Consider the following 17,631-nt stretch of genomic DNA (forward strand, 5'->3'; position numbering starts at 1 on the left):
TGTGTCGGTGTGGTGTGTCCAATATGGGGGAGAAGCGGTCGAACCACACAGTGTACAACGTCAACTACCACTTCGTGTGGTGTCCGAAATACCGCCACGCGATACTGGAACCAATTGAGGATTCGTTGGATGAGTGTTTCCAGAAGGTGTGCGATGAGTACGACTATGACCTACAATCGTTGCACATATCTCCTGACCACGTACACTTGTTCCTGTCCGCGCATCCGAAGCACGCACCGAGTAAGATTGTGTGAACGGTCAAGAGCATCACGGCGCGGAAGATGTGGGAACAGCACGAATCGTTTTTGGAGAGCTACTTGTGGGGTGGTGGGTTCTGGGAAGAGTCGTACTACGTTGGGACGGCAGGCACAGTGTCGAGTGAGACGATTGAACAGTATATTGAGCGAACGGAACACGTTTAGCGGAGCTTACGGCCTTCACCCTCGGGGTCAAGCCCCGAGGCACTCGGCCTGCTTTTTCTGTAGAAGTGCGCGAGTTTGTGCTTGTAGTCGCGCTTCTTGTTCGACATCCGAGCGTGAATCTTGGCAACTCGACGCCGCTGTTTTTCCCAATTGTTTGACTCGTACTGTTTACGAGAGAGCGAGCGTTGCTCTCGTTCGAGTCGCTCGCGCCCATCGGTCAAATCGAGACGATCGATAGAGCGACCGTCTGAGTCATGGATGAAATTACGGACGCCGAGGTCGAGACCAACAGCGTCCGCTGTATCGATGTCTTCTGGCGCTGATTTCTCTGGTTTGTTCGTACTGATGCAGAACGAGGCGTACCATGCTCCAGTTGGCTCTTTCTTCACCGTGACTTCCTTGATAGCGTCGTGCTCGGGAAGGTCACGGTGGAGTCGGATGGGGATCTCGAGTGTTTCGCCGCGGACTTTTTTGAGTCGGAGAGTTGCTCGGTTTCTCGGGCCACTCTTCTTGTCGAGTTCGAAGCCCGATTGCCGATACGTGAAACTCCGATACTCACGCGGCGCTTTCCAGTTCAACGAACCAACGTTGTATCCCTTGGCTTTGAGTTTGCCGAGGTTGTTGATGTTGGTTCGGATGCGCTCGACAGCCTTCTGTAACACGGTTGAGTAGACTTGTTTGAGGTCAGTCCACTGTTGTTTGAGTCTGGGAAGGTCGTCTCGGACTTGCCAGACGCGCTGTCGAAGTGTTCCCTCATCTTCTGGTATTTTGTTGAATTCGTGGAGTGCGTGGTTGTACACTTGTCGCACGATGTCACGAGTCCAGTCAAGACTCTCCCGCTGCTCGGCCGAGGGGAAGAGTCGGTATTTTGGACTGTACTCCATGCGACTTGTCCTCTGCTAGTGATTGTGGTCTGTTGAATGTTCTGATTATAGTTGTTTGAAATGTGTGCGGGCGCTGTATCCCCGCCCTACTCGCTCGGCTCCACCTCGCTCCTTGAGGACGGGGGCTTAGCGCCCTCTCTTTCAGCTAATCTCTCTTCAGGACCCGTTGTGTATTTTATATTACTCTATTCGCACAGAACGAATATTCGGACAGTGCGGAGATTTATAAACCTTAAATACGTCTGTCTTAACGACTTATGACAGACCCAAAGGACTCCATCAACATCGAAAACGTCGTTGCATCGACCGGTATCGGACAGGAACTCGACCTGCAGAGTGTCGCTATGGACCTCGAGGGAGCCGATTACGATCCTGAACAGTTCCCCGGACTGGTCTACCGGACCCAGGATCCCAAGTCCGCCGCCCTGATCTTCCGCTCGGGCAAGATCGTCTGCACCGGCGCGAAAAGCACCGACGCCGTCCGCGAGAGTCTGGATATCGTCTTCGACGAACTCCGTGACCTTCAGATTCCAGTCGAGGACGAACCAGAGATCATTGTCCAGAACATCGTCAGCAGTGCCGACCTCGGGCGCAACCTCAACCTGAACGCAATCGCCATCGGACTCGGCCTCGAGAACATCGAGTACGAACCAGAGCAGTTCCCCGGACTGGTGTACCGACTCGACGAACCCGAGGTCGTTGCCCTGCTCTTTGGCTCCGGGAAACTGGTCATCACTGGTGGGAAGCAGGTCGAAGACGCCAGACAGGCCGTCGACGTGATCGTCAAGCGCCTCGAGGATCTCGGCCTGCTCGAGTAACGTAACTTCCCTTTCCGAAACATCGGATACTTGATAGCAATGCGTTCGGGCACGCACACCGTCGGCTTCGCTTGCCGAAACTATATCCAGCCATTCCTATGCCGTTTCGGCTGGATACGTGAGTTGAGCGCGGTGGTGAGCGCCAGGTCACTCGAGAGAGCTGTCCAAACCGCTGTCTATTCACTCCTGCCCGCGATCGTTGTGGTATGCAAATACAACCGCAGAGACGAATACCACGAGCGATACCAACAGAGTGAGGAGATGACTCGAGATCGGGAGAGAGAAGAGATCGAACCAGGAGAGAACCGCAATGAGTGTCAAACAGACACCGAGTGCAAGCCAGTATGTTGACCAGGCGGCCCCCATCTGTGGATCGACTCCGAGATACGTGTCGAACGTGCTGGTCACTGGCGTCACCGAAATTGTTCCGCGGGCTTGATCGTACTGGATAATGCCGTCTCGGTGGAGTGCTGGTAAGTGAGACTGGTACAGCGATGTGTAGACGCGCTTACGTTGTTTGTATGTGACTGCGTCGACGGGAACGTCGTTTTCCGCAGCTGCGATCCATTCGGCAAGATCGCGGAGTCGAACCGGTTCCCCGTTCACGTCGTATTCGAACAGATACCGAAGTGTGAGCCGACGACGACGGTTCGAGAGTGTTTTGAACACCGTATCTCGAGACAGTTTCGCATCGCTTGTGGACTTCTCTATCGTCTGAACTCCACCCGCTGCTTTCTGCTTCCCACCCGGTGACGAGCTCCGATCCCCCATGAAAGGTATCAACACTCTCTAGAGTGTATATTTTTCTGTTTATATATTATATTCTAGAGTATGGGCCTATGTTCATCACCGTTGGTCGTATATCTTTTCGTGTTTTTATCACTTTCTGGAAAATCATTCCGGGAATGACCACGTGTTGTGTATCTATCAGTGGTAGGATATCTACAACTACGATATTTTGCGGAGAATGTCGGCTATGAGTTCCGTCCGACGCGTTCTCACGTCACTGTTGGCGCTGAAGAACCCGACATACACTGGCGAAAATCGATGCACACCTTGCACGCTGTTGAACCTCGCTATCGCAGCCACAACAGCGGCCGTCATCGTGGTCATCGCGATGGCGATTGAAGCCCCCTTTGCACTCGGCACTGGTGTTGCAGTCCTCGTCGGGGCTATCGCAGTCATCTACTTTCGTGGCTATCTGATCCCTGGTACGCCGTCTCTGACGAAGCGGTACTTTCCAGCCCGGGTCCTCACGCTGTTCGACAAGGCACCAGCACGTGCTGAGTGGGTCGATGGCGATCCACAGTCGATCTTGCTCGAGATCGGTGTCGTGGTTGACGATCCACTCGCCGACGATCTGGCACTCGAGCCAACGTTCGCCGACGAGTGGCGTCGATCGATCGACGTCCACGGGGCCGACGATGTGATGGTCAAGCAGCGTCTCGGCTGGCTCGCTGACGTCGACCCGACGACCCTCGAACTCGAGGCACGTCCGTACTCGTTCGTCGTCCGTTCGGACGGCGTCCATTTGGCGAACTGGCCGTCGCGAGCTGCATGTGTCGCCGACGCGGCCGCCGCGATGGCGTTTTCCGAGTGCGACCCCGACTGGGATCGGCGGCCACTTTCGCTCAGAACGGATCTCCTTGGGGTGTTACGGCTGTTCCTCGAGCGCTGTCCTGCCTGTGATGGATCGGTGGCGCTCTCTCAGGACGTCGTCGAATCCTGCTGTCGGACTCGTAACGTCGTCGCTGCGACGTGTCTCGAGTGTGACGCCCGGCTGTTCGAAGTGGATGTCGATCCCGATGTGCTTGCGACTGAGTGAGCAACGACCAGTGGTTAGTTTCCTCGTGTAATAGTGACGACGTGGGGCGCGTTTCTGAGACTCTGTCATGACCGTGTCTGACTCGAGCTCGCTCGAGCCGCCTTCAGATTCTATCCGAGGCGGTATGGAAGTCATACCTATGTTGAATGATTGTTTTTATACCGTGAGGAGTAAACAATGTCCCACGAAGAACGACAAACCGTCGACGAAGCAGGAACTGGAACGGAGAGTGGATTGGATTCGAACGTCGCAGCGGCGTTGAGTTACCTTCTTGGACCTATAACCAGGGCCTCTTGTGACTCATCGGGCAGCGCTCTCTGGTCGGCCCCACCCACTACCGATTCAAACGTTTCTCGGGGCTTGACCCCGAGGCAGTTCACGCCGTTACCACCGTTTCGAAGTCGTCGACCACCTGCGACGGGTCGACGGTCGCCCCATCCGGATAGACTCGCTCGATGAGTCCCTGTTCGTTGACGAGAAAAATGTAGTTATAGTGAGGGAACATGTACTCGAGGTTGTCGTACTCGTCAACGTCCTGTTTCTCGAGTGGCAGTCCGAACTGTTCAGTGATGCTCGCTTTTGCTTCCTCGTATCGGTTCGGACGGAGGAAGTGCCAGTTTCCAGCGTTGAGGTCGACGCCCTGTTGGTCGGCGTATGCTCGTAACTCGTCTTTGGTGTCGCGTTCGGGGTCAAACGTCATCGCGAGGAAGGCAACGTCATTGCCGTACCCCTCTTCAGCTGCAACCTCCTGGGCTCGCCGCAACCGCAGGAGAAGCGCGGGACATGACCCGTCCGGACATGATGTGTAAAAGAACGTCATCAGTTTGACTCGCTCGCCCTCGAACTGCTCGGTGGAAATGGTCTCGCCCGTGAACGGGTTCGGAAACTCGACTGCTGGAAACTCTTCGCCGTAACTCGGGTGTGATGCCTTGCTCAAATCCAGTTCTGGTGGCTCGAGCGTGACGCCATCAGCGCGTGTTCGATTCGACTCGTCGTCACTGGACGACAGCGACTTGAGACAGCCTGCAGTGGCAACGACACTCGAGGCGACGATCGACTGGAGGTACCTACGTCGGTTCATAGTTCGGTATTTTGAGCCGATTGATAAACGCTATCCGGCGATTCCCCGGCTCGGAAAAATTGCAGCGTGTCGGGAAAGAAACATCGCCACCGCAACTCGTGTTACTGCTTCCAAAGTGATAGAAGAACGAGCACCATGCCACTCGAGACGATGATCCCCTGTACGAGCGCCGCGGACGCAATCGTCGTTCCGAAAACCTGGTAGATGAGCCCCTCACAGATCGCACCGACGCCAATGAAGACGAACCCGCCGGAGACGTACAGCATCGGCTTCTGGCCGCTTCTCCGGTAGCCGTGGTACGCGAGATACGCGACAACGAGGCTCAATACAAGCGTAATTCCCTTCGAGAGCAGGAACGAGACTTCCATCAGTCCTCACCCCGGAGGTCGCTCCACATCGAAGTGAAGTTGTCCGCGAGTTTGTCGCGCGTTTCGACCGTCAGCGAGATCTGTCCGTCGCTGATCTCGACGTGAAGTTCCTCGAGCGACGTTTCAAACTTACTTCGGTGAGAGCCGTCCGAGTCGACGGTGTGGTGTTCCTCGACGAGTTCGTGTTCCTGTAGCACCGAGACGCGGCGGTAGATCGTCGTCAGTGAGGCGTTGCACTCCTCACTGAGTGTTTTTGCGGTCTTCGGTCCGCCATCCGCGGCGAGGAGGATCTTCCGTGCGTACTCGTCGGCGAGAAGCTCGAAAATGTCTACCGAATCCCTGGAACCTCCGTGTTGCACGCAGTACATTCCGTCAGTTACCGTCAAATAGGCCACGATTTGCTAGTTCAGCAAATCACCAAGAGCGTTTTGTACGAGGAGCAGGTGCAAAACCTCGTGCTCCAGCACGGGGATACGCGCCGTCACTGGATCACGCAAACCACCGACAGTAGCATTGTCGGGTATTTTATATATCAGCAAGGCGGATGCCACGGGGCTTGACCCCAGGGCTGTTGACAGTATATCTCACACTTCGTTCTGGGGATGATTGCGGAGACCAATTTCCGTATGATCCGTCGCTCGACATTGCCACGACGTTCGTTCGATTCCGGTCCACAATGTCTATTTGTATTATCCACATAGAGTATCTGTATGGATTCAAAGACCGCATCACGACGGTCGCTATTTGGCCTTGCAGGCGCAGCGAGTCTCTGCTGTCTAGCGCTTGCTCCTAGCGCTGTTGGGCTGGCAGGCGGTGGCGCCGCGGCTGGACTAGGCGCCGGTCTCGGACAGATCATCGTGACGATGCTAACACTGGGAGTCATCGGATTCGTCGTCCGCTGGCGGGCGGGCTGTTCGGCATGTGAGTAATTCAAGCGATCCGTCATCGTCACTCTTTAGCGTGCGTTTCGGGAACGTCAACGGGCGTGTCTGTGGACTGGAAGTCGTCACTGAGCCGGTCGACTTCCTCGTCATCTTTTAGGCGTCGTAATGTTCTGGCCGCGCGAACGTGAGGCCAAAGGAGAGTTTCGTGGGGTCGAGGCTGGCGAGTGGAAAGACACGGATTGATTGTTGGTCACGCCTGTGACGCACACATCGAACACGACCGTCGGTGACGAAGGTAAATCAACCCCGCAAGCAGTGCGACCGAGACCGCACCGAGCAGGGGCCGCAGCGGATCGAAGTACGTCATAAGCGCGGACGAACCGAAGAGCGCCAGAAGGACGGCGTTACAAATCGGACAGCTGACCGCCAGAAACCCACCGACTAAACCGCCGAACGCCAGCCGATCCGTATCGGATTCGGCGTTCTCACCGTGTCGATGATCGTGATTGAGGGCGGGATCGTAATCGCCATGTTCGTCCCGGTCGGCTGTCTCGTCCTTGAGGTCACCAACGTTGCGGACGTTAGTTGCCAGCCGTTGGGTGACGTAGACGCCAGCTAGAAGCGCGGTCAGCGTGAGAAACAGGTAATCGAAGCCCGTCCGCGGGACCATCCGAACGAAGAGTGGATTCGGGATGAGTTCGGTGACGAGTCCGAATAGGGCAAACACACCCGTCGACGTGGCGGCTCCCCAGCCGATCGCGCGTCGGTTTGTGCCGAGCAATCGGTGGTATCCTCTTCTTGTCACTGTGACCCCTCCCGCGAGACGACGCATTGTTCGGGATGGCCTGCTCGTCCGAGAAAGAACAGCAAGAGTGCGAGACCCCCAAGTTGGAGGAGCGTGCCGTTGAACGGCAGTAGCGTCAGCCCGCCGGCAAACCCGAGGAAGGCGAGTAGACCTGCCCCACAGCTCGCACAGCCGGATGCGACGAGACCCGGAAGGATACCGGATACACTCGTCGCACCCGAGAGGCCAACAAGCTGAAGCTGTGCGACGGCGTTGACGACGGCGACGCCGGTCAGGAGCGCGTAAGACACGATAATCGCTAGTCCCGTGATGCCGTCAGTTAGGTAGACGGACTCCGTCAGAGAGACGAGAACGTAATCGAACCAGTGGAGGCCGTCGCCCAACAACTGCAGCGCGAACTCCGGCATCGTACTCAGTATCAACAGGCTATAGGTGCTGACCGTAACGAGGACGAAGCCGACTGTCCCGAACCAGGACTCGAACGGATACCGTAGCGCATCCGAAAGGTTCCGACCGAATCTGGCGGTCGAGCCGTTCCAGTTCATAACACCTTCACCCAGTTTGTGGACAGACATCTTCCGACGGATTTCACGGACCGACGGTCGACGCTGGGCTTCGAGGTCGGACGACTCACAACCCGTCTCCGAACTGTCTTGAGCGTGCTCGATACCACGAGTAAGTGTCTCGTCGAACGATTACCACAAAGGTACTTCTCCGTTTTGCTGACTCGGCAAATCGGCGTGTCGGTTACGAGGAAGCGATGTGAACCAGCAACCGAACACGAATGTCGCTTGATCAGACGACCCGTCGGGCCGTGCTCGCCGGTTCGACCCTCGCGCTCGGTGGCGGTAGTGTCTACTATCTCTCCCGCTCGGAAGATACCGACGACGGTGGCTCCCTTTCGCCGACGATGCACGTGAGCGAAGAGACGTCAGCACTCGGTGTCGACCTAGCAGGAAAACCGATCATGGGCGATTCGGACGCATCGATCGAGGTCTACTACTGGACTGATTTCCAGTGCCCGATCTGTGAGCAGTTCGAGCGGGAGACGCTCCCAAAATTCGTCTCGGAGTACGTCGAGTCCGGTGAACTCCGTCTCATCTTCGTCACGCTCCCTTTCTTTGGCCCGGATTCGATGACCAGCGCTATGGCCTCCAGGTGCGTCTGGGAGCAGGTTCACGAATCGGACCCGTCTGCCTACTGGGACTGGCATGCTGCGGTCTTTGCCGAACAGGGCGAGCGCAATTCGGGATGGGCCAGCGCCGACAGCCTTCTCGAAATCACCGACTCGGTCCCGGACATCGACGCCGCCGAACTCGAGGCGTGTTTCGATGACGAGCGCTCGGAGTTTGAAGATGTGGTCGAAGCCGACGCGGAACAGGCAAGGGCGTTCGACATCCGCGGGACACCGACGTTCGTCGTCTTCGATCCGGAAACAGAGGCGGCCGGGACGCTAGTTGGCGCCCAGCCACTAGAGCGGTTCACAGATGCACTCGAGCAGATACGAGAAGCGTAGCGAGAAGTTCAATCTCGCTTGCGACCAACTCGATACGCTCGAGACACAACTCGTGAACCACCTCGGGGTCACGTGGTTCGAGAATCGGAGATTCTCGTCATCAAGCGAAACCAACGGTTTCGCGGACATCGCGAAGCTCCGCGTCGCTCAGTCACGGAAATCAGAGATTTCCGTACGACCCCGAGGCACTCGCCTTGAACCGCCTGTAGATCGATTTCGCGTACTCAACTACGAATCGTTGGCTGTGCCCGTTCGACACTAATCCTCTCTGTAATAGAAACAACATTCGAAAGTGATAATTTGGCCAGGAGAGATCGGACACGTCCAGCGTCGGGCCACCGGTTGGTAGCGTATGATCACGCTCGAGCGTCCTGAAAAATACGATCTCACGACTGGTCAGATGTGTGCCAATTCAGCGTCGAAATGCTTTGAGTACGACCCAGCGGTTCGACCAGAGCTGGGTTGTTATCGCCGTGGCGAACGCGGCGAGTGAGCTGCTGACCCACAACAGTGGATCGATCGCACCGACGAGCGGAGCCTCGAGAAGCGACGCGAGGACGAGCAGCAGCGAAACTACCCCGAGAGACTGGTACAGCTCTGCCCAGGTGAGCCCATAAGGGGTGACGACCGCCATGTAGTGGTCGACATCACGTGCGTGATCACAGAGGGTTACAGTCCGGGCGTCGCGGTCGTAGTTGACGACGCCCAACTCGGTGAGCTTCGGCAGATGTGTCTGATGGAGCGAGCTCCGAACGCTCTCGCGGGCCGCCGACGGTGGTGGCGACTGACCAGTCTCAGTCGCTGCGATACCGGCCGACAGCTCCCGTAGCGTAATCGAGCAGTCTCGTGTCGCCGTCAGGTGACGGAGCGTCTCGCGGCGCCGGCTGTTCGAGAGAATTTCGTAGATGTCCCCTTCGGAGAGGGTATTCGTTCGGAACATCAGTATCGCCGAACAGTTAGCACTCGAGACACGTCAGCATGTATCATATACCACTGGCGGTACTGCCGGCTTGCCACGGTACGGGCTGCCCCATCTGCTCGTCCAGCGAGCGGTATGAGGTCCCGACCGTCACTCGAGCGATCCGGTAGCGTCACCGTTCCGGCGGCCACGACCCGGGACGAAACCCCGGCTTGGTGGCCCTACCACCGCCGAACGGTCGATTCGACTCGAGACTGCAGGTCCGATTGTATCGTTCAGCAGTGACGTATCTGCTCGTAACTACGGGGGATGCCAACCCCTGGAGAGATAACCGACGATCATGAGGCGCCTCGAGGCACCCACTGATCGCTCGGACGCACAATCATGACTGACGACAACACCAACATTGGACTGTCCCGACGACGCGTGCTCGGTGGCATCGGCGCGATCGGCATCGCCTCCGCGGGTGCGGGACTGGGTACGACAGCGTACTTCAGCGACCAGGAGACCTTCGAGAACAACACGATCACGGCGGGCTCGTTCGCGCTCACCGTCGAGCAATCGGTCGAGAACATCGACCAGGGTGGAATGGGTCCGGACCAAATCGCCTACGAGAGTGATGACGAGGGCGTCTGGGGATCGTCACAGATCGATATCCAAGACGCAAAACCCGGTGACGAGTACAAATTCTGCTGGGACATCACGGTCCACGACAACCCCGGCTACGTCGTCGTTGTGGGCGACTCTATGGAACAAAACGGTGTCGACGCGGAGAACGTCCAACTGTCCGACCTCTGGGACATCGACGACATGGACGATCTCTCGACGATCGGCGAGTCGGCGACGGCGACACTTACGACGACCGTCGACAGCGTCGAACACGAACAGGCCTACGACTCGCTGGCTGAACTGCTCTCGAGTCTCGAGAGCGGCATCATCGTCTCCGACGACGAGGGGCCAGTCACCTTCCAACCCGGCGAGGCGGTGACCGTCTGTCTGGAGGTCATGATCCCAACAGACGTTGGCAACGAGATCCAGGGGGCAACCCTGACCTCGAGTATGATGTTCTACGCCGAACAGGCGCGCCACAACGACGCGGCAGGCGTCCTGGCCTCCGCGACGGGCTCAGAATAGGCGTTCGACTAACCACCACCCACCCGCTATCGGGCGCTCGCGCGTTCGAGGACCAGCGAAATCCGCCGCAGCCGACGGCTTCGGCGCATTCGCAAAGAGCGGTTCGACTCCGCCAGTGGGAGTCCCCAGAGGGGGTTCAACATCATGACAGAAACCAACGACACGCTCGGCCTCTCCCGCCGAAAGATCCTCGGTAGCATCGGCGCAATCGGCGTCGCGTCGGTCGGTGCAGGGCTCGGGACGAGCGCGTATTTCAGCGACCGAGAATCGTTCGAGGGGAACACGCTCACTGCTGGCGAACTCCAGCTCTACGGGAGCTGGCAACAGCTCTACTACGGCGCAGACCAGTCGGTTCGGCCACAAGACTACGGCGCGGCCGGCCGGCCATGGGTCAACGCCTACCCCGACGACACCGACAACGGCATCCAGTCGCTCGGCGACCTGACCTATGTCGACGACCCAAGCGACGACCCGGCGGACGGACGCAACATCCCGCTCTCGTGTGGCGACTTCGAGAGCCTCGGAGATGCCCCGCGTCCAGCGATCTCGCTTGCCGACGTCAAACCCGGCGATGAAGGCGAGGTGACCTTCGGGTTCACGCTCTGTGACAACCCCGGCTATGTTTGGATGAACGGAACAGTCACCGAGCAGACGCCCGGCGCTGGCGAGGGACAGCTTGCGGACTACCTTCGAGGGAAAATCTGGCGTGATGAGGACTGTGACAACGTCTACGACGACCTCGAGCCGTCGGATCTCGTGTTGATGGTCGACTTCTCGGGATCGATGCTATACTCCCAGTACGGCGGCGTCGTCTCCAGCGACGAGATTACCGTCGGCGACAATGAGTACGGCGAGACGACTTACCCAACCACGACGAAGATCGATCTCGTCGAGCAGGGCCTGATCGAGTTCATCGATCTCCTGCAAACCGAAATCGACGGCGATTCCGACATCGATGCCGACGACTTCCGCGTCGGTGCGGTGTTCTTCGACGGCTACAGCAACGACGGAAACTCGAGCAACCCCGGGGCGAACGTCGTCACGTCGGCAGACGTCCCCGACTGGGGCGACCCCGACGGCGACGGGTTCACGTCGGATATCACCGATCTGGTGACACTCGACAGCGACGGCGAGGCGCCGCTGCGGAACCTGCGTGACAAACTCGATGACCTGTTCGACGGTACTGGAACCGCCCTCGAGGAGGGCTTTGGCGAACTCATCGACCTCTTCGACGAGCGCGTCGACGGCAGCCGGAAGCCGCAATCGATTACGTTCACCGACGGCGAGCCGTACTTTGGCGGGAGTCTGACGAACGATCGCTTCGAGGAGTTGCTGGTCGCCGCGAACGCGGCCCGCACGGATCCCGACTACGCGACGAGCATCTTCATCGTCGGCGACGACACCGGTGACTCCCGTGCCGAGTTCACCCAGCGCGTAATGGCTGGGCCAGCCGGCCTCCCGATCGACGTCAGCGGCGCGACGGCTGCGACGTTCAGCGGCGATCCGTTCACCTACGGCGGCGACCCGGCGTTCTTCTTCAACATCGACGACCCGGCATCGATCCCCGACCTGTTCGCACAGGTCGCCCTCGAGATCCTTCCGGAGGAAGTGATCGCCTGTGGCACCCTCGCCGACGTGCTCGCTGTCCTCGAGAGCGATCCCGGACGGATCGTCGACGCCGTGCCACGAGCAGACGGGATCGACTGCTTCGAACCCGGCCGGACCTACTGCGTTGGCTTTAGCTGGTCGTTCCCGATTCGCTCGAACGATCACGAGGCGACAATGGACAACAACGACGTTCAGGGTGCGTCCGTGGAGTTCGATCTCGGCCTCTACACCGAGCAGTGCCGGCACAACTTCGTCGCGGAGTCGTAGATCACCCGAATAGCGAGACGACCACCGGCTGCCCCGCGCCGCGGGGCGATATTCGGACACGGACCCACTTGGAGTACGGCGGTTCGACTCCGCCGGTGGGATTCCCCACAAGGGACATATCATGACCAACGACACGACAGAAATCGGACTCTCCCGCCGGCGCGTGCTCGCCGGCCTCGGTGCCGTCGGCATCGCCTCGGCGGGTGCAGGACTCGGGACGACCGCCTACTTCAGCGACCAGGAGTCGTTCGCCGGGAACACGCTCACCGCGGGGCAACTCGATCTCAGCGTCACCTGGCAACAGCTGTACTACGGCGCAGACCAATCGGTCCGCCCGGGCGATTACGGAAGTGTGGGCCGACCGTTCGTGAACGCCTACCCGGATCACGACGGAAACGGCCTCCAGTCGTTCGAGCGTAACGACGGCGTCGACGAATACGTGGATCTGGCCGCGTATTCCGACCCCGTCGAGGCGGCGAAGGAGGGAACGAACCTCGAGTTCTCCTGTGCGGAGATCGCGACGTTCGATGACCCGTCGTTTGCCCCGAATGACGACGCGCTTATCGAACTCGAGGACGTGAAACCGGGCGATGCCGGCGAAGTAATCTTCGGTATCAAACTCTGTGACAATCCCGGCTACATCTGGCTCCACGGCGACCTTGTGGCGGAAGGCGACGGCGAGCATCCCGAAAGCGGTGGCCCGGAACTCGCCGACATGATGACCGCCCGTGCCTGGTACGACCTGAACGGGAACAACGTGTTCGACGAGGGCGAGCCGGCGATCGTTTCCGGGACGCTCGGAGAGGTCCTCGAGGCATTAAACGAGGGCGTCATGCTCGTGCCCGATCCCGATCCGGACCTCGGCGTTCCAAACGGCGAGACAGGGGTGTCGAGTGACGGAGAAACGCTCGGGGACGGTGACGACGAACTCATCCAGGGCAACCCAACGTGTGAAGACCTCGGGCTGTTCCGAGCGATCAAGATCGAATCGGAGGACCTGCCGGAAACCGTCGGCGACTCCGAGACCTACCCGACCCCGGTCGGGGACGTCACGATCACGGTGACCGCCGTCTCCGACGACGACGTCCGCGAGTTCGACTTCGAACTCGAGGGGTTCGAGGTGAGCGCGGTCATCGTCAAAGGCGGCGCGGGTGCGAACGTCTACAGCAAATCGGACGGGACTGGCTCCCTCACTGCGGATTCGGGTGAGGGACTTGGCGCACCGTTCAGAACAGCCGAGCAGCGATACGGCGTGAGCCATATCAGCTTCTGTTACGAGGTGGTGCCACCGAAAGAACCACCGGCGGACGACATCCCCTGCTTCCAGCCGTCGAACACCCGATTCATCGCCTTCGAATGGAACCTCCCGACCACCGTCGGCAACGAAGTACAAGGCGACAGCGTGGCGTTCAACCTGTCGTTCTACACTGAGCAGTGCCGACACAACCCCGATCCAGCCAACCCTTTCGGAGCGTGATCGCTCGAGTCGCTCACTCGGCTGTGACAGCGGCTCGGCCGAGTTGACGAACACTGGCTAGATCGCTCGCCGCGGCCTGTCATGACTGGCGGTAGGCACGCCTTGCCACCGGTTGAGAAAGACGGTAGTATGATCCCTCCGGACGCGGCGTGAGCGGTATGACTGTCATTCATATCCGTACAGGAGGGGTACGGTTGGCCGTACATCTCGCGTGTTGCGGGAGTGAACCGTGGCTGGCCTGCGTGGCCGGCAAACACAACTGAGGACCGACAGTGACACAACGTACAACAACTCTCACTCGGCGGAAGCTACTCGGTGGCGTCGGTGCCGCTGGACTCGTGACCCTTGGATTTCGGGGAACGACCGTCACGGGCAACACGCCGGAGTACACGAACTATACGTATGCTCAGACGGATGACGATGGACCGCGGCTCCGCGTCGCCTGGTACAGTACCTACAACGATCGCGTGGTGAACGCAGCGCCGGTCACAAACGAGACCGGGGACGCGCCCACCGACGCGTACGTTGACGGCTACGACGCGACATCGGATGGGCCCCTGATCGCGGCGTCGAACGTCCTGCCCGGAGATAGCGGGACGATCGCGCTCGGGCTCCTCGCAGCGGAGATGGATGCACGCGTGCGTCTGGTCCCGGCAGTCTCGGGCGAGCTTAGCGAGGTCGTCGATATCGCACTCTGGTACGATACTGGGCTGTTCGGCATCGGCGGCTGTGCCGGGACGGGGTCGATACCCACAGCTCCTGAAATCGAGATGACGCTCGCTGAGTTTGGCCGGACGTACGGGCCGGGAACTGACGGTCTCCGACTTCGAAACGGCATCGAAGACTGTCTCGCAGAGGGCGATCGACTCTGTCTAGGGTTCGCCTGGCGAATCGATGACTCCGTCACGAACGAGTGGCAAAGCGAATCGCTCGAGTTCGAGCTCGCGGTCAGTACAGAGCAGTGTGGAGGTCGTCTATGAGCCAGGATCGGGTGCGGCTCAGCCGCCGGCGAGTGCTCGCTGCGGTCGGCGGTATCGGTACCGCTGGCGCAATCGCTGGGGCCGGCACTGCGGCGTTCTTCAGCGACCGCGGGCGGTTCACGAACGCACTCGCCGCCGGAACAATCACCATCGGCGTCGACTGCGACGCGTGTTCGATCATCGACGATCGACTCTCGTTTTCGTTCGATGGAATCGATCGTGGAGAAGGTGACACAGTCACCATCTCGTTGGCGATCGAGACGAATCCCGCACGACTCTGGCTCCGGACGGTCTGTCCACCCGCCAGCGATCCGCTCGGGGACGCACTCGAGGTGGATGTCCGTATCGATGGTGCGACGCTCGCTGCAGATAGCCTGACAGCCGTGTCGCGGTCGCTCGCCACTGGCACCCAACTCGAGGGGTGTACTGAACCCGGAACGTCGATCGACCTCGAGCTTACGTGGGAACTTCCCGCCGACGTATCGGACGCACTGGCGGGTGAGACGACCGATTTCACCGTCGAACTGGTCGCCGAACAGTGTCGCCACATCGACGAGGAGAGCGTTGTCGACCCCTTCGTGGGCGTGGCTCCATGTGACGAGCCGCCAGCGTGTCTCAGCTGTCCTCGACAGGATGGTAACCGCATCTCACAGGCCACCTTCGAGTACGACGGTCCAGACGGTGAGGTACCCCTGAAGCTCGTTCGGAGCCCAGGCACGAACAATCCAGAGCGAACGGTCGAACCCGGGGATACGTTCACTGCGATCTTCCACGATCCGCCCGGAATCACGGGCGGCCCCGATTTCGACGTCGTCGTCGACGGAACCACCATCGGCGACTTCCACATCAGCTGTTCACAGCCGTTCGGTCCGGGGCTCGTGATCGCTGACGGCACGTACAGCCTCACCGTCCTCGAGGCGGTCGACACTGAGGGCAACCACCTCTGTGAGGTGACTCAATAAATGAATTACAGAAAAATCGCAAACGGAGTTGGATTGCTCCTCCTAATCGCCCTCGTTATCCCGTTCGTTATTTACGCGATTCCGGGTGTGATCGGCGCACAGTACAGTTTCGTCGTACTCTCCGGAAGCATGTCTCCGGCGATCGAACCCGGAGACGTAGTGATCGTCGCTGACCGAGATCCCGCAACGATCGAAACGAACGACGTGGTCACGTTCACTCGAGGCACCGAAGAGACACCGGTAACACACCGTGTCGTGGGTGTCGAAACGGCCGGGGACGGACTTGCCTTCGAAACGAAAGGAGATGCAAACAGCAACGTGGACGCAAGTCTGGTCCCCGGAGTGAACGTTCTGGGCGTCGTCGTCCTGACGATTCCATACCTCGGCTACGCAATCCAGGCCGTGAGCACGCCGCTCGGATTCGTGCTGCTCGTCGCCGTCCCCATGGGGCTGCTTGTCGTGACCGAGCTGTGGTCGCTGTTCCGTGCCGGCCGAACTGATGAGCCCTCGACTGAAGACGACAGCAGCGACAGCGCCGAAACGGCGTCGCCTGCGGCCACGGCGACCACCGGCGAGATCACCATTACCACGAGTGACCTACGACTCTCGACGGGCGTTCTGGCACTCGCCGCGCCTTACACGATTTACGTCGCCCTCGAACTTCAGACCACGGTGGCAATTTCGGTCGCGTTCGCGACAACGCTCTCGGCGCTCGCTGCCGGTGGGCTGTTGCTGGCCACACGTCTTGGGACGGGCGAAGCCGACCAGGCGACGATGAAACCAGCCGCCTCAACGGTAGCAGACGATTCAACGCCAGCGACGGACGGCGGCTCGAGTGGCGATGACGTGAACACGCTCGAGTCTGCGCCGGCAGGGTTGGAGAACACTGCAGCAGCGCAAGCGACGGCGATCGACTCGGAACTCGAATGGGCGGAGACGACTGAACCAGTGGCGACAGACAGCCGTACGGAGGGGTCCGAATGATGTCCAGTCGGCCGTTTGCTGTCGCCATCGCCTGTCTCCTCGTTGCGACGGCTGGGTTCGCGGGTGGAGTGGGCACGATCGCGGTGTTTACCGACACCGAATCAGTCTCGGGAACGTTTGCGACCAGTGCCTCGTTCTCGGAGGTGGCTGTCGATGACTCCTCTCAGCACAACTCCACGATTAGCCAAACGAACGGCGCTACCGTTGAACCGACCGAAGACAGCAATCCAGGCGAGTCGTCGGAACCAGTTGACACTCGAGAATCCGAAACTACCCCCAGCAATCAAACGCCGGTCGGGAACGAGACGGTAGTCGACAACGAGGTGCCCGGCGGGAGCGAAACGGCGTCCGATTCGCAACCGACAGACGACTCCACGCCGTCGGAAGAAACTGCAGCTCCCACGGCGACCGACGAGACCGACCAGGACTCTCCAGATGACGGCACAACTGACCAGTCCGAATCAGACGTCGAGTCTGCTGGTGAAATCGCCCCGACAGACGACGGTGGCGACGAACCTGACTCGACTCCATCACACTCCCTCCTCAGCTGAAGATCACCGAGCGACCGCTCTCGAGTGCCGTAGACAGCTGTTCTGTGCCCTGTGTGTGGCGTTCCCAGAGCAAGGCAGGTTTCCTTCGTCCCAGTAAGTCGAGACGACTCTGGTGTGGGGAATCCGTAGCTGGAAACGACAGTGGC

At 59.4% G+C, this 17,631-nt stretch carries 18 protein-coding genes and 2 pseudogenes; 12 read left to right on the forward strand and 8 right to left on the reverse strand.

All coding sequences use genetic code 11. From position 1 onward, the window contains the following. The first annotated feature begins 23 nt into the window (after nucleotides 1–23). A pseudogene (tnpA, locus tag ACERJA_RS16955) lies at nucleotides 24–422 on the forward strand (IS200/IS605 family transposase). A gap of 59 nt (nucleotides 423–481) precedes the next feature. Here the strand turns inward: tnpA and ACERJA_RS16960 are convergent. Next, nucleotides 482–1,306, reverse strand: a pseudogene (locus ACERJA_RS16960) (RNA-guided endonuclease InsQ/TnpB family protein); the annotation flags it as partial. Nucleotides 1,307–1,563: 257 nt separating this feature from the next. Between ACERJA_RS16960 and ACERJA_RS16965 the strand changes: the two are divergent. Then, on the forward strand, nucleotides 1,564–2,124 hold the full coding sequence (locus ACERJA_RS16965) for a TATA-box-binding protein (RefSeq protein WP_136350985.1): 561 nt from the start codon (nucleotides 1,564–1,566) through the stop codon (nucleotides 2,122–2,124). 180 nt (nucleotides 2,125–2,304) lie between these two features. On the opposite strand, the gene ACERJA_RS16970 is transcribed toward ACERJA_RS16965, so the two are convergent. Next, nucleotides 2,305–2,895, reverse strand: coding sequence for a hypothetical protein (locus tag ACERJA_RS16970; protein WP_373609428.1), 591 nt, complete (start codon nucleotides 2,893–2,895; stop codon nucleotides 2,305–2,307). Between the two features lie 205 nt (nucleotides 2,896–3,100). Here ACERJA_RS16970 and ACERJA_RS16975 point away from each other — a divergent pair, with 205 nt between their 5' ends. Then, a complete protein-coding gene (locus ACERJA_RS16975; protein WP_373609429.1) occupies nucleotides 3,101–3,949 on the forward strand; it encodes a hypothetical protein in 849 nt (282 codons plus the stop codon). A 376-nt stretch (nucleotides 3,950–4,325) separates the two neighbouring features. On the opposite strand, the gene ACERJA_RS16980 is transcribed toward ACERJA_RS16975, so the two are convergent. The 3 genes from ACERJA_RS16980 to ACERJA_RS16990 all read right to left on the reverse strand — a co-directional run bounded on the left by ACERJA_RS16980 (nucleotide 4,326) and on the right by ACERJA_RS16990 (nucleotide 5,757). Beyond that, on the reverse strand, nucleotides 4,326–5,030 hold the full coding sequence (locus ACERJA_RS16980; RefSeq protein WP_373609430.1) for an SCO family protein: 705 nt from the start codon (nucleotides 5,028–5,030) through the stop codon (nucleotides 4,326–4,328). Nucleotides 5,031–5,131: 101 nt separating this feature from the next. Continuing rightward, complete coding sequence (locus ACERJA_RS16985) at nucleotides 5,132–5,398, reverse strand: hypothetical protein (RefSeq protein ID WP_373609431.1); 267 nt, start codon at nucleotides 5,396–5,398, stop codon at nucleotides 5,132–5,134. Then, entirely contained in the window at nucleotides 5,398–5,757 is a 360-nt protein-coding gene (locus ACERJA_RS16990; protein ID WP_373609457.1) for an ArsR/SmtB family transcription factor, read from the reverse strand. The genes ACERJA_RS16985 and ACERJA_RS16990 overlap by 1 nt, the downstream gene beginning before the upstream one ends. A 351-nt stretch (nucleotides 5,758–6,108) precedes the next feature. Between ACERJA_RS16990 and ACERJA_RS16995 the strand changes: the two genes are divergently transcribed. Continuing rightward, nucleotides 6,109–6,327, forward strand: coding sequence for a hypothetical protein (locus ACERJA_RS16995; RefSeq protein WP_373609432.1), 219 nt, complete (start codon nucleotides 6,109–6,111; stop codon nucleotides 6,325–6,327). A 205-nt stretch (nucleotides 6,328–6,532) separates the two neighbouring features. Here ACERJA_RS16995 and ACERJA_RS17000 read toward each other — a convergent pair whose 3' ends face one another. After that, on the reverse strand, nucleotides 6,533–7,087 hold the full coding sequence (locus tag ACERJA_RS17000) for a hypothetical protein (RefSeq protein ID WP_373609433.1): 555 nt from the start codon (nucleotides 7,085–7,087) through the stop codon (nucleotides 6,533–6,535). Beyond that, nucleotides 7,084–7,632: a hypothetical protein gene (locus ACERJA_RS17005; RefSeq protein WP_373609458.1), complete on the reverse strand. Its 549-nt coding sequence runs from the start codon at nucleotides 7,630–7,632 to the stop codon at nucleotides 7,084–7,086. Before ACERJA_RS17005 ends, ACERJA_RS17000 begins: the two co-directional genes overlap by 4 nt. Nucleotides 7,633–7,871: 239 nt before the next feature. Here ACERJA_RS17005 and ACERJA_RS17010 point away from each other — a divergent pair, with 239 nt between their 5' ends. Next, nucleotides 7,872–8,603, forward strand: coding sequence for a DsbA family protein (locus tag ACERJA_RS17010; protein ID WP_373609434.1), 732 nt, complete (start codon nucleotides 7,872–7,874; stop codon nucleotides 8,601–8,603). 412 nt (nucleotides 8,604–9,015) lie between these two features. On the opposite strand, the gene ACERJA_RS17015 is transcribed toward ACERJA_RS17010, so the two are convergent. After that, on the reverse strand, nucleotides 9,016–9,543 hold the full coding sequence (locus ACERJA_RS17015) for a hypothetical protein (RefSeq protein WP_006067120.1): 528 nt from the start codon (nucleotides 9,541–9,543) through the stop codon (nucleotides 9,016–9,018). 363 nt (nucleotides 9,544–9,906) lie between these two features. On the opposite strand from ACERJA_RS17015, the gene ACERJA_RS17020 reads away from it, so the two are divergent. From ACERJA_RS17020 to ACERJA_RS17050, 7 genes are all read left to right on the forward strand, one after another. Beyond that, a complete protein-coding gene (locus ACERJA_RS17020; protein WP_373609435.1) occupies nucleotides 9,907–10,656 on the forward strand; it encodes a SipW-dependent-type signal peptide-containing protein in 750 nt (249 codons plus the stop codon). A gap of 144 nt (nucleotides 10,657–10,800) precedes the next feature. After that, complete coding sequence (locus tag ACERJA_RS17025; protein WP_373609436.1) at nucleotides 10,801–12,531, forward strand: SipW-dependent-type signal peptide-containing protein; 1,731 nt, start codon at nucleotides 10,801–10,803, stop codon at nucleotides 12,529–12,531. Nucleotides 12,532–12,652: 121 nt separating this feature from the next. Then, nucleotides 12,653–14,008: a SipW-dependent-type signal peptide-containing protein gene (locus ACERJA_RS17030; RefSeq protein WP_373609437.1), complete on the forward strand. Its 1,356-nt coding sequence runs from the start codon at nucleotides 12,653–12,655 to the stop codon at nucleotides 14,006–14,008. Nucleotides 14,009–14,280: 272 nt separating this feature from the next. After that, nucleotides 14,281–14,988 (forward strand): hypothetical protein, encoded by a 708-nt coding sequence (locus ACERJA_RS17035; protein ID WP_373609438.1) that lies wholly within the window; start codon nucleotides 14,281–14,283, stop codon nucleotides 14,986–14,988. Then, entirely contained in the window at nucleotides 14,985–15,950 is a 966-nt protein-coding gene (locus ACERJA_RS17040; protein ID WP_373609439.1) for a hypothetical protein, read from the forward strand. Before ACERJA_RS17035 ends, ACERJA_RS17040 begins: the two co-directional genes overlap by 4 nt. Beyond that, on the forward strand, nucleotides 15,951–16,934 hold the full coding sequence (locus tag ACERJA_RS17045) for a signal peptidase I (RefSeq protein WP_373609440.1): 984 nt from the start codon (nucleotides 15,951–15,953) through the stop codon (nucleotides 16,932–16,934). Next, nucleotides 16,931–17,485 carry a hypothetical protein gene (locus ACERJA_RS17050; protein ID WP_136350980.1) on the forward strand — a complete coding sequence of 185 codons (555 nt, stop codon included), beginning with the start codon at nucleotides 16,931–16,933 and terminating at the stop codon, nucleotides 17,483–17,485. The genes ACERJA_RS17045 and ACERJA_RS17050 overlap by 4 nt, the downstream gene beginning before the upstream one ends. The last annotated feature ends 146 nt before the right edge of the window (nucleotides 17,486–17,631 follow it).

The sequence above is a fragment of the Natronorubrum sp. A-ect3 genome (genome assembly GCF_041821125.1).
Taxonomy (GTDB): Archaea; Halobacteriota; Halobacteria; order Halobacteriales; family Natrialbaceae; genus Natronorubrum; species Natronorubrum bangense.